The following is a 15,274-nucleotide window of genomic DNA, read 5'->3' on the forward strand; positions in this document are numbered from 1 at the left end:
CGTTCTGGAAAGGGTCGTGTGGAGACGCGGGGATCAAGCGTTGCCGTCGTCGGTCCGCTTGTGCCGTCGGTCGCGGATCGCCTGCGCGAGCAGGCGGTGCCGGCTGCGCTCGACACGCAGCGCGGCGGGGACGCGCCTCCCCTGGACGATGAGGACGAGCCCGGTGAGCGTCAGGATGAATGCGACGAGGCTCGCCGCCGCCTGCGTGCCATCACCATCCGCCACCCGGACGCTGGTGGCGAAGACGACCAGCGCGACGCCGAGCCCACGCCAGAGGAGATCGCGCTGCGTCATGCCGCGATCCGCGGCGACGGGTGATCCGCGATGACCGCGTGGCCGGCGCACAGCGCGGTCCGCTCGGCGCGGACTGCGGCTTCGCCGTGCGTCCGGTCGCAGCCGTGCCACAGCACGATGTCGGCCGGAAAATCGCATTCCGCGCCTAACGCCGCAACGGGATCGCCGCGTTCGAAGATGATCCCGATCGCCGGGTCGCGGACTGCCGCGGCGGCAACCCTGGCGCGCCCGATCAACGTCGGAGCGGCGTCGATGCCGCGCGCCTCGATCGCGGTGAAGCCGAGCGCGCGTGCGAACCGCACCGCGCACAGCAGCAGCGTCCCCGCCCCGCAATCGACATCGACGATCCGCACGCTGCAGCGCTTGGCGGCGCGCAAGGCGGCGAGCGTCGCTGCAACCTCGGGCCAGCGCGTGTCGCGGCAGCGCGGGCGGCGCGGGGCAGCGACGATGCGTTTGCGGGCACTGCGGTGAAGGCAGGACGGGCCATCGATCGTATGTTCGGCAGCATAGGTCATTGCTGTGCACCCGAAAGCGCATTGCGGCGGGAGATCGGGCGCATCAGGCGGCCTTCCGATGATCGCGCGCGGTTTCCCACGGCTGAACCGGCGCAAAGGAAATCCTCGCGACCAGCGGAGACGCCGCCATAACGATCACGGCGCCCGCAAAGGCATGCAGCTCGCTGCGCGCAAAACCGATCGCTGCGGCACGCGACACGAAGCGGCCTTCGAGCGCGCCGCCGCTATCCTGCACCAGCCAATGGCCGGCGCAATCCTGTCCAACTTTCAAAACCGGGCACGCTTGGTCGGGCTCCGGGTTGAGTGATGCTGTCATGTCTCGACTTCCTCATGCGGACCATCCCAGAAACCGATACCGCCGAAGCGACGCTCGAGAGCGGATGTCCTTGCAGGAAGCCAAATAGCGACTCCGCGCATAAAGGCGCGAGACTGTTTGGGCGGCAAACGCGTAGAATCCGCGTAATCCCCGCCGCATGCTTGCATCCGTCGAAGCCCGCACGGGCTGGTAGTCTCGTCCTATGGCGCGGAGCCCCGAACACGGATTTTGCGTATCAGGATCGCATGATCGCGCGGGTCTGCGGCGGGTTCGTTGCCGTGGGCTGCCCCCCGAGGCAGCCTCGGTCCGAGGATGCCGATCCGGAGCTCTGAAAATCCTGCATCGGGCCGAGAATGGCTGACGACATCAGGGAATTCGCGTCAAATGATCGCTCCGATCAGTGTGATCGGAAAATGGCCCGAGATAGGGCACAAAGTGCGTGGCTTATCCTCCTGTCGGCGGTAGAACAGCCCACAGGAAATGGGCGCACACTCGGTATGGCACAAACGTTGGAACTCCCGTCTGCCCCGAACCGCCACATCCGTCTTGTCAAAGATAGCCCGATTCCGTCAGTGATCAGTGATCCGCGATTGCCCGACAATCCGATCGTCGCCTGCAACGATGCGTTCTGCGATTTGACCGGATATCCGGCAGATCTCGTCGTCGGACGGAACTGCCGTTTCCTCTCCGGCCCCGCGACCGAACCCTGGCTGACCGAGGAAATCCGGCGCGGGGTGCGCGAGCATCGCCCCGTGCTCGTCGAAATCCTCAACTATAAGCGCAGCGGCCAGCCATTCCGCAATGCCGTGCTCGTCGCGCCGATCTATGACGAGCAGGACGCGTTGCTGTATTTCCTCGGATCGCAACTCGAGATCGACGCCGGCGCGGCAAGCCCATCGAGCATGCGCCGTATCCGCGCGGCGGAAATGGTCAAGGCGCTGTCGCCGCGGCAGGGCCAGGTGCTCAAGCTCGTCGCGAACGGCCTGCTCAACAAGCAGATCGCGGCCGAACTCAATCTGGCCGAAAAGACGGTCAAGATGCACCGTGCCATTCTGATGGATCGCCTGGGGTTGAACACGACCGCAGACCTTATCCGCCTCGCTGTCGAGGCTGGCCTGTAATACCGCGTTACCCCGGTACGGCACAAAGCCCGTATCGCCGCCGCTACCGGCTCATTCTAGGAAAGTGGGGTCGCCACAGCGGCATTGCCGCACCCGTTCAGCCATTCGGTGTGCGGTCAGGGTTACCCTCGCCCGTGTGGTGCTGCTGTGGCGACAAATCTGGAGATGAAGGGGCGCTCCGCCACGACTGAGCGGCATCCTGAATCCCCCCCCTGCCCGGCGCATCCGTGCCGCGTACCCTTGCGACGGAGATTCCGATGGATATCGTCACGCCCTTTCAATTCTCGCTCGTCTACAATGCGTTCTCGTTCACCTTCGCGGCGATGGGCGCCGCGACCGCATTCCTCTGGCTCAGCCGCGGGCAAGTCGCGCCGGCCTATCGCACCGCGCTGACCATTTCGGGGCTCGTCACCGGAATCGCCGCCTATCACTATTTCCGGATCTTCGAGAGCTGGAACACCGCCTATACCTTCAAGGACGGCATCGTCACCGCGACGGGCTACGCGTTCAACGATGCGTATCGCTACGTCGACTGGCTGTTGACCGTGCCGCTGCTGCTGATCGAACTCGTGCTCGTGATGCGGCTGTCGCGCGAGGAGACGTCGTCCAAGGCGATCCGCCTCGGCTCGGCGGCGGCGCTGATGATCATCCTCGGCTATCCCGGTGAGATCGCCAGCGACATCCCGACCCGCGCGATCTGGGGGACGCTGTCGGCGATCCCGTTCGTCTACATCGTGTGGGAATTGTTCAGCGGCCTCGGCGCCTCGATCAAGCAGCAGCCTGCCAGCGCACAAGGTCTGGTTCGCAAGGCGCGCCTGCTGACCTTCGCATCGTGGGGTTTCTACCCGATCGTCTACATGGCACCGTATGCCGGGCTGACCGGCGGCAACGTCACCACGACGATCCAGATCGGGTATACGATCGCCGATATCGTCGCCAAGGCCGGCCTCGGCATCCTGATTTTCCTGATCGCGGTCCGCAAGTCGGAAGCCGAAGCCGACGGGCATAAGGGCTATGCTGCCTGATCGCATGACGGCGCTTGCCCACCCGCACCCGCCATCGGCTCGCCGTGCCCCTCCCGGGCGCGGCGATGTCGTGTATCCAGCCTATTGGGTCGCGGCGGCCGGACTGATCGGGATGACGCTGATGGGCGTTCCGCTCACGCAAACCGCCGCCGCGCTGGTCTTTATCGCGGGCGGGCTCCCGCACGGGGCCTATGACATCGCGCTGTTGCGTCGATCGGTCGCACTCGACCGCTCGGGGCTCTGGCTCGCAATCGGCGGATATGTGGCGATCGCCGTGCTGATGGTCGCGCTGTGGATGACGCTGCCGCTGGTCGCTCTTGTGGTGTTCCTGGCGGTCGCATCGGTCCATTTCGGCGAGGATTGGCCGATGCTCGAAGAGCCGCTGCTGCGGTTTGCCGCGGGCGCCGCGGTGATTGCGGCGGCGACGCTTGGTCATCCCGCCGAGGTGTCCACGCTGTTCGTCGCGATGAGCGATCCGCGCGCGGCGGTCATTGCGCAAATCATCACCGCCGCAGCGCCGGTCGCGCTGCTCGTCACCGCGGTCGGCGTCGCGCTTGCGTGGCGCGATGGCAGCCGCCACTGGGCTGCGGCGATGAGCCTTTGCCTTGTCCTGCTCGTCATCCTCCCGCCCGTCGCAGGCTTCGCGCTGTTTTTCGTCTTCCTCCATTCGCCGCGGCACTTGGCGCAGACCCGTTCGGCCTTACATGACATGCCACTAGGGCGCTGGATCGGGACTGGCGCTTTGCTCTCCGGCCTCGCGATTCTTGGGTGGTGGGGCCTGCGTGGCTTCGTATCGTCCCACGTCGACGCAAGCCTGGTCGCGCAGGCGTTTCAACTGCTAGCGTCGGTGGCGGTGCCGCATTTGTTGCTCTCGCGCTGGATCGAAAGACGGCTTATCGCCGTGCCTTACTCTCACGAAAAGACATCGACCCCATGACCCGTCGTACTGCGATCGTAATTGGCTCCGGCATTGGCGGCATCGCGTGCGCGATCCGCTTGCAGAGCCTCGGCTTCGACACCAGGATCGTCGAACAGCTCGATGATGTCGGGGGCCGCGCCTATGTCCGGCGCGCCGAGGGCTTCACCTTCGACATGGGGCCGACCGTGCTGACCGTGCCGCATTTCATCGAGGAGCTGTTCTCGCTTGAGCGCGATCACGCGATGCTGGCGCAACCCGACTTTCCCGCCGAAGTGCTTGCCGAAAAGCGGATTCTCGAAGGTATCAGCGGTGGGCCCAACACCAGCCGCTATCTCGAGATCGTCCCCGTCCTGCCCTTCTACCGGATCTATTTCGACGACGGCACTTTCTTCGATTACGACGCCGACCCGGTCAACGTCCGCGCGCAGATCGCCCAGCTCGCGCCCGAGGATCTCGACGGCTACGAACGCTTCCACGAAGCCGCGCGTGCGATCTTCCAGCGCGGCTTCCTCGAGCTCGGCTACACCTATTTCGGCAGCCTTGGCTCGATGCTCGGCGTCGTGCCCGACCTGCTCAAGCTCGGCGCGGTCCAGCCGCTATTCTCGCTCATCAGCAAATATTTCAAGAGCGACAAGATGCGGCAGGTGTTCAGCTTCGAGCCGCTGCTGATCGGCGGCAACCCGCTGAAGGTGCCCGCGATCTATGCGATGATCCATTTCGTCGAAAAGACCTGGGGCGTGCATTTCGCGATGGGCGGCACCGGCGCGCTGGTGAAGGCGATGGTGACCAAGTTCGAGGAGCTCGGCGGGACGGTACAGCTCAACGCCGAGGTTGCGCGGATCGACGTCGAGAAGCGCGGCAGCAAGCGCGTCGCGACGGGCGTGACGCTGGCGTCGGGCGAGCGGCTCGCCGCCGATCTCGTCGTGTCGAACGGCGATTATGCGACGACCTATCTCAAGCTGATCGACAAGGCGCATCGGCGGATCAATCGCGACGCGGTGGTCAAGTTCCGCAAGCAAAGCATGTCGCTGATGGTGATCTATTTCGGCTATCAGAAGCGCGACGGCGATCCCGACCTGCGCCACCACAACATCATCCTCGGCCCGCGCTACGAGGAACTGCTGACCGACATTTTCGAGCGCAAGATCCTCGCGGAAGACTTCTCGCAATATCTCCACATCCCGACGATGACCGACCCCAGCCTCGCGCCGCCAGGGCATCACGCGGCCTACACGCTGATCCCCGTCCCCAACACGCTCGGTGATGTCGACTGGGACGTGGTAGGCGAGGCCTTCGCGCAGAAGGTGCTGACCTTCCTCGACGAGCGCGGCTATATCCCCGACCTCGGCGAGCGGCTGGTCTATCAGAGCTTCGTCACACCCGACTATTTCGAGCAAGTGCTCGGCGCGTATGCCGGCAACGGCTTCGGGGTCGAGCCGCGGCTGACGCAGACGGCTTTCTTCCGCCCGCACAATCGCAGCGAGGACATCACCAACCTCTATCTCGTCGGCCAAGGCACGCAGCCGGGCGGCGGGACGCCGTCGGTGATGATGTCCGCGAAGATGACCGCGCGTGAGATCGCGCGCGATTACGCGATCGATCCGGCGATCGTCGCGGGCGTCCCGGCAACGCGCTAGGCTGGGCCGATCCGGTCGGCGAGCATCCGGCCGGACAGCCACGCGCTTTCGATCCGCGGCGCGAGCAGCCAGTCGCCGACCGCGCCGATACGCTTAGCGGGATTCCACAGCGCCCCGTGCTGTGTCGCCCTGACGCGCGCATAGCGCCAGCGGTGACCGATCCGGACGGTGGGCGGGGGCAGTGCGCGCGTGGCTTGGTCCGCCAGCGCGGCGAGCAAAGCGTCTACGACGCTCTCGGCCGCATCCTCGAGATGTAGGCGGGACCAGTCCGGCGTCGCCTGGAGCACCCAGGCTTCCCCGGCGCCGCGTCCGGGCTTGGCGCTGTTGCGGGCCGCCCAGCCAAGGATGCCGGTGTCGCGCAGAATGTCGGTTGCTATTGCGATCGGTTCGTCGAACGCCACCATCGCGGTCCAGCACGGTGCCGACGGGCACGCCTGCGCCATCGCCGCCATCGCTGGATCATGCGCGACCAGCAGCGGTGCGGCCTGCTCGGCAGGCGTCGCGATCACGACCGCGTCGAACGCCAAGTCCGAAACCGGGTCGAGCTTCCAGACCGCGCCGTCCTGGCGGATCGTGTCGACCTTCGTGGTCCAGTGGACGTCCAACCGTTCGGCGATGGCCTTGACCACCGCGCTCATCCCGGGCGTTCCGACCCAGGCATCGTCGCCCGCGCTCGGCCATGCCGCCGTGACGTTCGCGGCGGCCCACTGCGCGACTTGCGCGGCAAAGGCGGAGTCGCGTGCCGTGAAATATTGCGCGCCGTGGTCAAAGGCGACGTCGCCGTCGGGTCCGGGCGCGCGCCGCGTCGCCATCCGCCCGCCGGGCCCGCGCCCTTTGTCGAACATCAGGACGGTGTGGCCGCGGGCCTGCAGCGTTTCAGCGCAGGACGCCCCTGCGATCCCTGCGCCGACGATGGCGATCTTCATTCGAGTTCCCGTCCGATAGGCACGACGTGTGACACCGGCGACGCTATAAAGACCAAGCGCCGCCGGTGTCGACGGTCAGGCCTTGGGCAAGATCACGGCGTCGATGACGTGAATCACGCCATTCGTGCACTCGATGTCGGCGGTGACGACCTTCGCGCCGTCGACGGTCACGCCATTCGTCCCATCGATATGGACGGTCGCACCGCCGGCAGTGGCCGGGTCGAGCACCTGGCCGGCGACATCAGCCGCCATCACCTTGCCGGGAACGACGTGGAGGAGGAGGATCGCGGTCAGCTGGTCCTTGTTCTCGGGCTTGACGAGCGTCTCGACGGTCCCTGCGGGCAGGGCTGCGAACGCGTCGTCCGACGGCGCGAACACGGTGAAGGGGCCGGCCCCTTTCAGCGTCTCGACAAGGCCAGCGGCAGTCACCGCGGCGACCAGGGTCGAGAAGGAACCCGCAGCAACGGCGGTATCGACGATATCGTGGCGTGGATCGGTCATTATGGAATCCTTTGGCTGGGCCGGTGTCGCGCCTGAAGTCAGCGCATACCGCCTCTTGCGAGTTGGTATCGCTGCGCTCCGACGCTGCGTCGCCTTCCCATAGTGACAGCGGACTCCCAATACGGGCTTTGGCCCACCTTGGCGTTCACCTCTCCGATGATTGCCCCACATATGCGATCCCGCCGTCCCCTTGATGCTGCTGCGTTGGGTGAAGGGGCGGTCACGCGGTGCAATCCGTACGCCCCTGTAACACCACGAGTGCGCGATGCCGCGCGCATCGCGTTCCCGCTCAGGAGAAATAGCTCTCGAACGCGGCCTTGCTGAGATTGTCGAGCGTAGCCGATCCGCCGATCGGCACCGGTGCGATCAACCGTCGGTGTGCATCGCCAGGCCATGACGGACGAGGATTGCCTGCGGGTCCGCATCGCGACCGCGGAAGGCGCGGAAGCTGTCTGCGGCTGGACGACTGGCGCCGCGCGAAAGCACCTCTTCGCGAAACAGAGCGGCGGTGGCGCGGTCGACCAATCCTGCCTCCGCAAAACGCTGGAACCCGTCCGCCGCAAGCACTTCCGCCCACAGATAGCTGTAATAGCCCGATGCATAGCCGCCGGCGAAGATATGGGTGAAGCCGTGCGGAAAGCGGTGCCATGCCGGTGGGCGGACCACTGCGACCTCGTCGCGCACCGCCTCGATCACCTCCATCGGGTCGCTGCCCAGCGTGCCCAGATGCAGCAGCAGGTCGAACAGTGCGAATTCCACCTGGCGGACGACGAACATGCCCGACAGGAACCGGCGCGCCGCCACCAGCGTGTCGAACACCCCGCCTGGCAACGGCGCACCGGTTTGGTAATGGCCCGACATGCCGCTAAGCACGTCGCGGTCCCAGGCGAAATCCTCCATCAACTGGCTCGGCAGCTCGATCGCATCCCATTCGAACCCGTTGGTGCCGGCAATGCTGGGACGATCGACGCGCGTGAACAAATGGTGCAGGCAATGCCCGGTCTCGTGCAGGAAGGTGACCACTTCCCGGTGGCTGAGCAGCGAGGGGCTTGCTTCGGTTTTCGGTGCGAAGTTGCAGACGAGATAGGCAACCGGCACCTGTCGGCTGTTGCCATCCTTCAGCCGCGGACGCGCCTGCGCCATCCACGCGCCGCCGCGCTTGCCGCTGCGGGCGTGCAAGTCGACATAGATACCGGCGATGACCGCGCCATCCTCGTCCGTCACGTCGTAATAGCAGGCATCGGGATGATAGACGGGCACGTCGGCGCGCGCGATCATGCGGATGCCGAACAGACGATTGAGCAACTGCTGCCAGCCCGCGATGACGCGTTCGACGGGAAAATAAGCGCGCACCGCCTGCTCGTCGACGGCATAGCGCGCGGCGCGCAGCCGATCCGAGACATAGGCCAGATCCCAGGGTTGAAGCGCCGCGATCCCCAGATGGTCGGCGGCGTACCCCGCCAGCTCGGCATATTCGCGGGTCGCGGCAGGCTTCGCCCGGCGGCCGAGATCGCGGAGAAAAGCCAGCACCGCGCAGGCGTCGGGCGCCATCTTGGTGGCCAGCGACCACGCGACCGGATCGGTGAAGCCGAGCAACCGCGCACCTTCGCGCCGCAGTTTCAGGATCGCCGCGATCCGGCCCGAATTGTCGAACTGCCCCGCATGCGGTCCCTGATCCGATGCGCGCGTGCCAAATGCGGTATACACCCGCTCGCGCAGGCCGCGGTCCTCGGCGAACGTCAGGACGGCGTTCACGCTCGGCATCTGGAGCGTCACGACCCATCCGGGCAGTCCGCGCGCGGCGGCCGCGGCGGCGAACATCGCCGTGTCGGCCTCCGAAATGCCGGCCAACACGGCCGCATCCTCGACATGCTCGAACCAGGCGTCGGTCGCATCGAGCACGGCGTTGCCGAATGCGGTCGACAGGTGCGACAATTCGACCGAGATCGCCGCAAAGCGCGCGCGCTCCGCTGCCTCCAACGCGACGCCTGCCAAGGCGAAATCGCGGATCCTGTGCTCGACGGCGGCGCGGTCGGGATCCGCCAGCGCCGCGAATTCCGGGGTTGTGGTGAGCGCGACGAGCACTGCATACACCGCCTGATTCTGCATCACCTGCAGGCTGTTTTCGACCAACCTTTCCTGCCCGGCCACGAAAGCGGCGCGCAGTTCGGGCGTGTCGGCGACAGCGTGCAGGTGCGAAACCGCAGACCAGACCGCCGTGATCGCAGTGTCTGCCCGCTCGAGCGGCAACCATGCCTCGGCAAAGCTGCTCGGCTGCGTCGCAACGATCCGCGCAACCACCGCGCGATGGTCGGCAATGACCTTGTCGAGCGCGGGCGCAACGTGCTCCGGCCGAATCTCGCTGAAACGCGGCAGGTCCAGCGTGTCGAGCAGAGGGTTCGTCATCGTTTCATCCACTTCAGGTTTCAAACCATCAACGCGGTATCGACGCCGGCGGCGGCAATCGCACGGGCATTATTTCCGGCGAGGAAGGGCTCGACTGCCAGCTACGCTGGTGGGCACCAAAGCTCCACCCGGGTGTTTCAACCTGATGACCATCTCCGAGCCCATCGACGCAAAACATGCCGCCACGCACGGACGTGCGCTTTTGCGGATCGCCGTTATCGCGCATCTTCGTCATCCGATTGCAATGCCGTTCATGGGCGGCATGGAAGCGCATTGTCATCAGCTCGTCACAGCGCTGGTCGCACGCGGCCATGAGGTCAAACTGTTCGCCAGCGGCGACAGCGACCCCGCGCTGCCGCTTCACCCCATCGCCGAACGCCATTACGAGGCCGTGCTGCCGTGGGCGCAATGGCACGGAACACGCGACCTCACCGCATTCCAAGACGTCGCCTTCGGTCACGCCTGGGACGAGATCGCCGGAGGGGACTTCGATATCGTTCACAACAACACGATGCACCCGACGTTGCACGTGCTCGCCAAGCGCGATCGCAAACCGATGGTGACGTCGCTCCACGTTCCTCCTTTCGCGGGCCTCGCCGACTCGATCGCGGCCAATATTGCAGCCTGGATGCTTCAGACGACCACGTCTCGGGCGCATCTGGCCACGTGGTGGACTACCCCGCCCGACACAGCCTCGGTCGTCCATAACGGCATCGACACCGCACGCTGGCAATTCCGCTCGACCGGCAACGGTCGGGCGGTCTGGGCGGGGCGCATAACGCCGAACAAGGGCACCGCCGTCGCGCTCGAGGCGGCGCGTCTGGCCGGCATAGGCCTGGACGTGATCGGGCCGATCGACTGCATGGATTACTTCACCGATCACGTCGCACCGCTGCTCGACGAGGCCCGGGTCTATCATGGCCATCTGGGCGGCGAGGCGTTGGTCAATACGATCGGCGCGGCATCGGTCTTGCTCTCGACCCCGATGTGGGACGAACCGTTCGGCCTCATCGCCGCGGAAGCGCTCGCGTGCGGCGTCCCCGTCGCAGCGCTCGATCGCGGGGCGATGCACGAAGTCGTGGGCGATTGCGGCGCGCTCGCGACCGACGCGGCGACGCTTGCTAAGGCTATCGGTCGCGCCCGAGCGTTTCCGCGCGCCGCATGCCGGGACCGCGTGACACGCGAGTTCTCGCTGACATCGATGCTCGACGGGTATGAAGCCGCCTATGCCGCCGCGATCGCGGGCGCGCGCGCCTCGAGCTGCGCCAGCACGACCGAGGTGCTCGCATAGGGCTGGTCGGCCTGCTGACGGGTCAGCGCCAGATCGTCCTCGCCGACTTCCCGCAAACGAACATGCTCGCCGTCGCGCAGCGTGATCAAGCCCATCAGCGTGAACGCCTTGAGCCAATGCTCCATGGTGAAATGCCCCCATTTGTCGCGGAAGCGCGCGGCGTTGGCGATCACGCTGTCGATATGGTGGACGGGCGGCATGTGGTGCGGGTGGTATTGATGATAGACTCGCGCGCCGCGCACCCAGTTGATCGGCACGCCCGCGGTCATCGCGACGCGCCCGAAATCGGTGTCCTCCCCACCGTAACCGACATAGCGTTCGTCGAAGCCGCCGAGTGCGACAAACGTCGCGCGCCGCATCGCGAAGTTGAGCGACCAGAAACAGCGATAGTCGGTGCAATCGCCCAGCGCCTCGACCGGTGGCCCCGCCCGGTCCGAATGCTTGACCCCGATCGCGGCGAACCGGTCGAAATCGAGCCCCTCTGCGGTGGCGCCCGACGGCAGGTACAACACCTCCCCCATCAGCACGGCATCGACCGATCGCAACTGCGTGCCATAGTCCGCGACGAGCGAAGGCTCGGGAATGCAGTCGACGTCGAGAAAGATCAGATGCTCACCGTGCGCTGCCTCGGCGGCGGTATTCCGCGCCGATGCCAACGGGATGCCGTCGGCCCCCATCAGGATCTGCCGCACCGGAAACCGCGTCTCGGGCAAGTCATACGCTTCGCTTTGCATCACCGCGATCACCAACTCGTCGGGCGTTTGCGTCTGCAGATCGAGGGCGCGGACGACGTTGACCAAATGCGCCGAGCGACCATGGGCGAGCGTACAGATCGAGACGGTCATGACAGGCTTTCACAAAGGAGCTGATCGACAGGGGCGAGTTCGGGCGATGCCGCGACCCGGGGCCGCGTCCAGGCCGAGTCCGCGACGCGCGACAGCCATGCGGCGACATCCTGTGCCGCGTTGGAGTCGTAGAGTGCGCGTTGCCGCGACAGGTCGAGCGACGCAGCGTGCGCCCAGGCCTGGGTCCAGGCGCCGACATGCGACGGCCAATGCTCGAGCATGGTCGCCGCGCCGGCGTGATCGAGCATCCGCGCCTTCCACAGCTGTTCGTCGAAATAGCGCCATTCGGGCACGACGATCCACGGGCGCCCGACCGCCGCTATCATATGGACCGTGGTATTGCCGGCCGAGGAGACGACGCGATCCGCCGCCGCGATATACAGCGCCGGCGTATCGACCCACCCGAGATGCCGGAGGTTCCCCGGCGCCGTCGCGTGCCACTCGTGTTCGACCGACCCGATCGTCAGCCAGAGCGCGTCGGGCTCGGCCCGCGCGCCGAGCGTGAGCGGGGTCGCGGGCGTGCCGCTACCCCCGCCCCCGGCGATCACGACGACGATCTCGGCATCGAGCGGCAGGCCAAGCGCAGTCCGCGCAGCGTCGCGCTCGATCGTGTCGACCGCAACCCCAACGCCCGGCGCATAGTGCGTCTTTGCGAGCATCCACGCCGGCCGCCCCGGCTGTTCGAGCGTCGGCGCATAGGGTGCCAAGATCCCCAGCGCCGATTCATACGCCGCCATATGCCCCGGATCGTTACGGTCGCCGTGCTGGAGGACGCTTATGCACGGAACCGACGCGATCCGGGCGAGCTGCGCGAGTTCGGCCGATACGTCGGTGATGAACAGTGCAGGCTGGGCGGTATCGAACCACGACGCGATGACCGCGACTGCTTGCGTGATGCTCCTCCAGCCGAGCGGCGCGCAATGGAAGTTCGCGGGCGTCGGTACGTTTGCCAAACCGGCCGGCTCATCGCCGACCGCTTCGAACAGCGACGGGATCGTGCGCACCGTGACGTTCGCGGCGAGCGGCGGGAAGATGTCGGCGCGCGCCGAGAACAGCACCACCGGACGGTCAGCGGGCAAGGCATTGACGATCGCCGCAGCGCGCTCGGCATGGCCGCGCCCCTGATGATGGACGAAATAGCCGATCGGCCGCATCATGCCGCGCGCGCCATGGCAAAGGCGCGCATACCTTCGACGACGCCGGCGGCATGCGCGCGGCGTGCGAGATAGATCGTCGGACGCCCGATCAGTTCGGCAAGCTCGGTGCTGTAATTGGCGACGAGGATGCCGTTCTGGCACTGGGCGAGCATATCGAGATCGTTGCCGCTATCGCCGGCGGCATAGACCTGATCGGGTGCGACCCCCAAGGCGCGCGCCGCCCATTGCATCGCGGCACCCTTGCCGGCGCGCGTCGGAACGATGTCGAGCAACCGCCCGTGACTGTGGATCACGCGCACCGGCAGATCGGCGACCGCGCTGCGGATGGCAGCGACCACTGCGGGCTCCTCGGCGAAATAGCTGCGCTTGTGGCGGCGTTGCTCGACTGCCGGCTGGCGCTCGACGCCAGCAAGGCCCGAGACGCGCGCATCGACCGCCGCCGGATCCCAGCCGCGATCGATGTGCGCGGCATAGTCGGCGTCCGCGACGAGCCGCGCGCCGTGGCGCCAGTAGATTTCAGCGCCGACCGAGGTGATCAGGACGTCGGGCGCGGGTTGCCCCCATTCGCCGAGCAAGCGCTCGGCTACCTGCAGCGATCGTCCGGTCGCGACGCCGAAGGCGAGATTGGGTTCAGCCTCGAGATACGCCGCCATGCCGAGTGCGCCGACGGTGCACCCTGTCAGCGTATTGTCGATATCGCAGAGCAATAAGCGCGAGGGGCGCGGTTTCGCCGGGGCGACCGTGGCAAGACCCTCGACGATCGCGACGAACCGCGCCGCATAGCCATGCCAGTCGAGCGCCCGCGCATTTACGCGTCCGGCGCTCGACGCCCGCGCCCATGCCATCTCGTCGTCGAGCAATGTCGTGATCGCAGCCGCGAAGCTCGCGGGATCGCGCGGATCGGCGACCAAGCCGTGGCCCAATCGCGCGACGATGTCGGCAGGACCGCCGTGACACGTCGCCACCACCGGCAGCCCGTGCAGCGCGGCTTCGGTCAGCGTCAGTCCGTAAGGTTCGGTCAGCGCGGGATTGACGAAGATGCCCCGCGTTTCGCGGGCAAGCGCGTAAAGCGCGGCAACATCGTCGGCGGTATGGCGCTTGGGCAGCGCCAGCGTCCCGTAAAGATCGTGGCGGTCGAGTCCGGCCAGCAGGCCCGCGATCACGCTGCGCTGTTCATCCTCGCCGGTGTGGGGGCCGTCGCGCAGCCCCGCGACGATCACCAGATTGGCGCGATCGCGCAGCCCGGCATCGCCGGCGAAAAGGTCGATCAGCCCGCCGAGGTTCTTTTTCGCGACCGGCCGCGCGATCGCGAGAATCATCGGCTTGTCGGGATCGCGCAGGAACGGCACGATCAACGCGCGGGCGCGGGTCAGATCGCTTGGCGTGGTCTGCGCGAGCCCGGCCCCGGGCGGGACACAATGGATCTTTGCGGGGCACGCCGCGGGATACGCCATCAGCTGCCGCTCGGCTTCGTCGCGCGACGATGCAATAATCGCATCGGCGGCGGCGATCGCGCGGTTCTCCTCGGCGATCCGCGACGCCATCGCCTCGCTAAGCCCCGTCGCATGGTTCGCCTTGTCGATGCCGAGCGAATGCGCGGTGTAAAGGAACGGGATGCCGAAACGATCGCGCACCGCCGCAGCGACGTCGGCCGCATCGGCGAAATGGGCATGGATCACATCGGGGCGCCGGTCGAGCGTCGCGATGTGCGCGATCAACGCCTCGGCGAAAGCGGGACGATCGGCCGCCGCAGCGCCCTTGCAGAGATACTGCCGATCGGCGGTTCCGATGCGACGGATCGCGAGTTTTTCGGTGATCGGCTCGAACGGGACCGCATAGGCTGCACCTAGAGTCCCGTCTTCGATCAAGCGCGTGAGGATCTCGACCCGGTCGACATCGCCGCGTTGCGCCAACGCCTGGGCGGCCCCCAGCGCATAGGTAATATGTCCACCGGTATCTTCGGTCAGGCCGAATTCGATGGGCGGGCCTTTAAGGCACCCGCCAAGGGCAATCGACATGATGAACAAGGGACGCAAAACCTCAAGTCACGGGATAGGTGCTCCTGCCGGAGCCGACCGCATTAACGCAGGGTTCATGGTGTGGTTGCGGATGCAAACCCCAATTGCCCTGGATTTTATATTGATTTGCATCAGCGCGAAGGCTCCTACTCTTTAGTGGGCGGGTATTTCGACGCATGACATCGCACTGCACTCACGGCCTGAGGCGTCGAATTCCCGCGACACGCGTTCAGCGGTGATGTGGAGGTCGAGAATGCGCGCAGAAAATAAAATACCCAGAAGACCTGGGCAGAGTGGCATCGT

At 66.3% G+C, this 15,274-nt stretch carries 14 protein-coding genes; 5 read left to right on the forward strand and 9 right to left on the reverse strand.

The features are described 5' to 3' along the window. Positions 1-33: 33 nt before the first annotated feature. From ACP7C5_RS08325 to ACP7C5_RS08335, 3 genes are read right to left on the reverse strand one after another with little or no spacing between them, the layout of a single operon-like run. The gene (locus ACP7C5_RS08325) at positions 34-294 is read right to left on the reverse strand and encodes a hypothetical protein (protein ID WP_426263877.1); all 261 of its coding nucleotides are present in this window, start codon (positions 292-294) and stop codon (positions 34-36) included. Beyond that, positions 291-809, reverse strand: coding sequence for an SAM-dependent methyltransferase (locus tag ACP7C5_RS08330; protein WP_426263878.1), 519 nt, complete (start codon positions 807-809; stop codon positions 291-293). Before ACP7C5_RS08330 ends, ACP7C5_RS08325 begins: the two co-directional genes overlap by 4 nt. A 43-nt stretch (positions 810-852) precedes the next feature. Next, positions 853-1,125 (reverse strand): hypothetical protein, encoded by a 273-nt coding sequence (locus ACP7C5_RS08335; RefSeq protein WP_426263879.1) that lies wholly within the window; start codon positions 1,123-1,125, stop codon positions 853-855. 497 nt (positions 1,126-1,622) lie between these two features. On the opposite strand from ACP7C5_RS08335, the gene ACP7C5_RS08340 reads away from it, so the two are divergent. The 4 genes from ACP7C5_RS08340 (at position 1,623) to crtI (ending at position 5,827) form a co-directional block, all read left to right on the forward strand. Then, the gene (locus ACP7C5_RS08340; protein ID WP_133191934.1) at positions 1,623-2,246 is read left to right on the forward strand and encodes a LuxR C-terminal-related transcriptional regulator; all 624 of its coding nucleotides are present in this window, start codon (positions 1,623-1,625) and stop codon (positions 2,244-2,246) included. Between the two features lie 257 nt (positions 2,247-2,503). Continuing rightward, complete coding sequence (locus ACP7C5_RS08345; RefSeq protein ID WP_426263880.1) at positions 2,504-3,271, forward strand: bacteriorhodopsin-like; 768 nt, start codon at positions 2,504-2,506, stop codon at positions 3,269-3,271. 70 nt (positions 3,272-3,341) lie between these two features. Then, positions 3,342-4,208, forward strand: a complete 867-nt coding sequence (locus ACP7C5_RS08350; RefSeq protein WP_426263881.1) for a Brp/Blh family beta-carotene 15,15'-dioxygenase — start codon at positions 3,342-3,344, stop codon at positions 4,206-4,208. Next, a complete protein-coding gene (gene crtI, locus ACP7C5_RS08355; RefSeq protein ID WP_426263882.1) occupies positions 4,205-5,827 on the forward strand; it encodes a phytoene desaturase family protein in 1,623 nt (540 codons plus the stop codon). Before ACP7C5_RS08350 ends, crtI begins: the two co-directional genes overlap by 4 nt. Here crtI and ACP7C5_RS08360 read toward each other — a convergent pair. From ACP7C5_RS08360 to ACP7C5_RS08370, 3 genes are all read right to left on the reverse strand, one after another. Further along, positions 5,824-6,753: an NAD(P)/FAD-dependent oxidoreductase gene (locus tag ACP7C5_RS08360; protein ID WP_426263883.1), complete on the reverse strand. Its 930-nt coding sequence runs from the start codon at positions 6,751-6,753 to the stop codon at positions 5,824-5,826. The two genes, crtI and ACP7C5_RS08360, sit on opposite strands and share 4 nt — an antisense overlap. A gap of 75 nt (positions 6,754-6,828) precedes the next feature. Beyond that, on the reverse strand, positions 6,829-7,254 hold the full coding sequence (locus ACP7C5_RS08365) for a fasciclin domain-containing protein (protein WP_426263884.1): 426 nt from the start codon (positions 7,252-7,254) through the stop codon (positions 6,829-6,831). A gap of 366 nt (positions 7,255-7,620) precedes the next feature. Further along, positions 7,621-9,660, reverse strand: a complete 2,040-nt coding sequence (locus ACP7C5_RS08370) for a M3 family metallopeptidase (RefSeq protein WP_426263885.1) — start codon at positions 9,658-9,660, stop codon at positions 7,621-7,623. A 202-nt stretch (positions 9,661-9,862) separates the two neighbouring features. On the opposite strand from ACP7C5_RS08370, the gene ACP7C5_RS08375 reads away from it, so the two are divergent. Next, positions 9,863-10,951: a glycosyltransferase gene (locus ACP7C5_RS08375; RefSeq protein WP_426263886.1), complete on the forward strand. Its 1,089-nt coding sequence runs from the start codon at positions 9,863-9,865 to the stop codon at positions 10,949-10,951. On the opposite strand, the gene ACP7C5_RS08380 is transcribed toward ACP7C5_RS08375, so the two are convergent. Genes ACP7C5_RS08380 through ACP7C5_RS08390 form a run of 3 tightly spaced genes read right to left on the reverse strand, consistent with a single transcriptional unit; the run spans position 10,885 to position 14,971 of the window. Further along, positions 10,885-11,796: a galactosyltransferase-related protein gene (locus ACP7C5_RS08380; protein WP_426263887.1), complete on the reverse strand. Its 912-nt coding sequence runs from the start codon at positions 11,794-11,796 to the stop codon at positions 10,885-10,887. The genes ACP7C5_RS08375 and ACP7C5_RS08380 overlap by 67 nt on opposite strands. Then, positions 11,793-12,953, reverse strand: a complete 1,161-nt coding sequence (locus tag ACP7C5_RS08385; RefSeq protein ID WP_426263888.1) for a glycosyltransferase — start codon at positions 12,951-12,953, stop codon at positions 11,793-11,795. The genes ACP7C5_RS08380 and ACP7C5_RS08385 overlap by 4 nt, the downstream gene beginning before the upstream one ends. Then, complete coding sequence (locus tag ACP7C5_RS08390) at positions 12,950-14,971, reverse strand: HAD-IIB family hydrolase (protein ID WP_426263889.1); 2,022 nt, start codon at positions 14,969-14,971, stop codon at positions 12,950-12,952. The genes ACP7C5_RS08385 and ACP7C5_RS08390 overlap by 4 nt, the downstream gene beginning before the upstream one ends. Positions 14,972-15,274 lie beyond the last annotated feature (303 nt).

Origin of the sequence: Sphingomonas sp. PWP1-2, from assembly GCF_049898305.1 — a bacterium.
In the GTDB taxonomy this organism is placed as follows: domain Bacteria; phylum Pseudomonadota; class Alphaproteobacteria; order Sphingomonadales; family Sphingomonadaceae; genus Sphingomonas; species Sphingomonas glacialis.

Bases quoted from the DNA above. Each gene is read 5' to 3' on its own strand.
- ACP7C5_RS08340 (WP_133191934.1), top strand. From the start codon at position 1,623: ATGGCACAAACGTTGGAACTCCCGTCTGCCCCGAACCGCCACATCCGT.
- ACP7C5_RS08380 (WP_426263887.1), bottom strand. From the start codon at position 11,796: ATGACCGTCTCGATCTGTACGCTCGCCCATGGTCGCTCGGCGCATTTG.
- ACP7C5_RS08385 (WP_426263888.1), bottom strand. From the start codon at position 12,953: ATGATGCGGCCGATCGGCTATTTCGTCCATCATCAGGGGCGCGGCCAT.
- ACP7C5_RS08360 (WP_426263883.1), bottom strand. From the start codon at position 6,753: ATGAAGATCGCCATCGTCGGCGCAGGGATCGCAGGGGCGTCCTGCGCT.
- ACP7C5_RS08370 (WP_426263885.1), bottom strand. From the start codon at position 9,660: ATGACGAACCCTCTGCTCGACACGCTGGACCTGCCGCGTTTCAGCGAG.
- ACP7C5_RS08365 (WP_426263884.1), bottom strand. From the start codon at position 7,254: ATGACCGATCCACGCCACGATATCGTCGATACCGCCGTTGCTGCGGGT.
- ACP7C5_RS08325 (WP_426263877.1), bottom strand. From the start codon at position 294: ATGACGCAGCGCGATCTCCTCTGGCGTGGGCTCGGCGTCGCGCTGGTC.
- crtI (WP_426263882.1), top strand. From the start codon at position 4,205: ATGACCCGTCGTACTGCGATCGTAATTGGCTCCGGCATTGGCGGCATC.
- ACP7C5_RS08390 (WP_426263889.1), bottom strand. From the start codon at position 14,971: ATGTCGATTGCCCTTGGCGGGTGCCTTAAAGGCCCGCCCATCGAATTC.
- ACP7C5_RS08345 (WP_426263880.1), top strand. From the start codon at position 2,504: ATGGATATCGTCACGCCCTTTCAATTCTCGCTCGTCTACAATGCGTTC.
- ACP7C5_RS08335 (WP_426263879.1), bottom strand. From the start codon at position 1,125: ATGACAGCATCACTCAACCCGGAGCCCGACCAAGCGTGCCCGGTTTTG.
- ACP7C5_RS08330 (WP_426263878.1), bottom strand. From the start codon at position 809: ATGACCTATGCTGCCGAACATACGATCGATGGCCCGTCCTGCCTTCAC.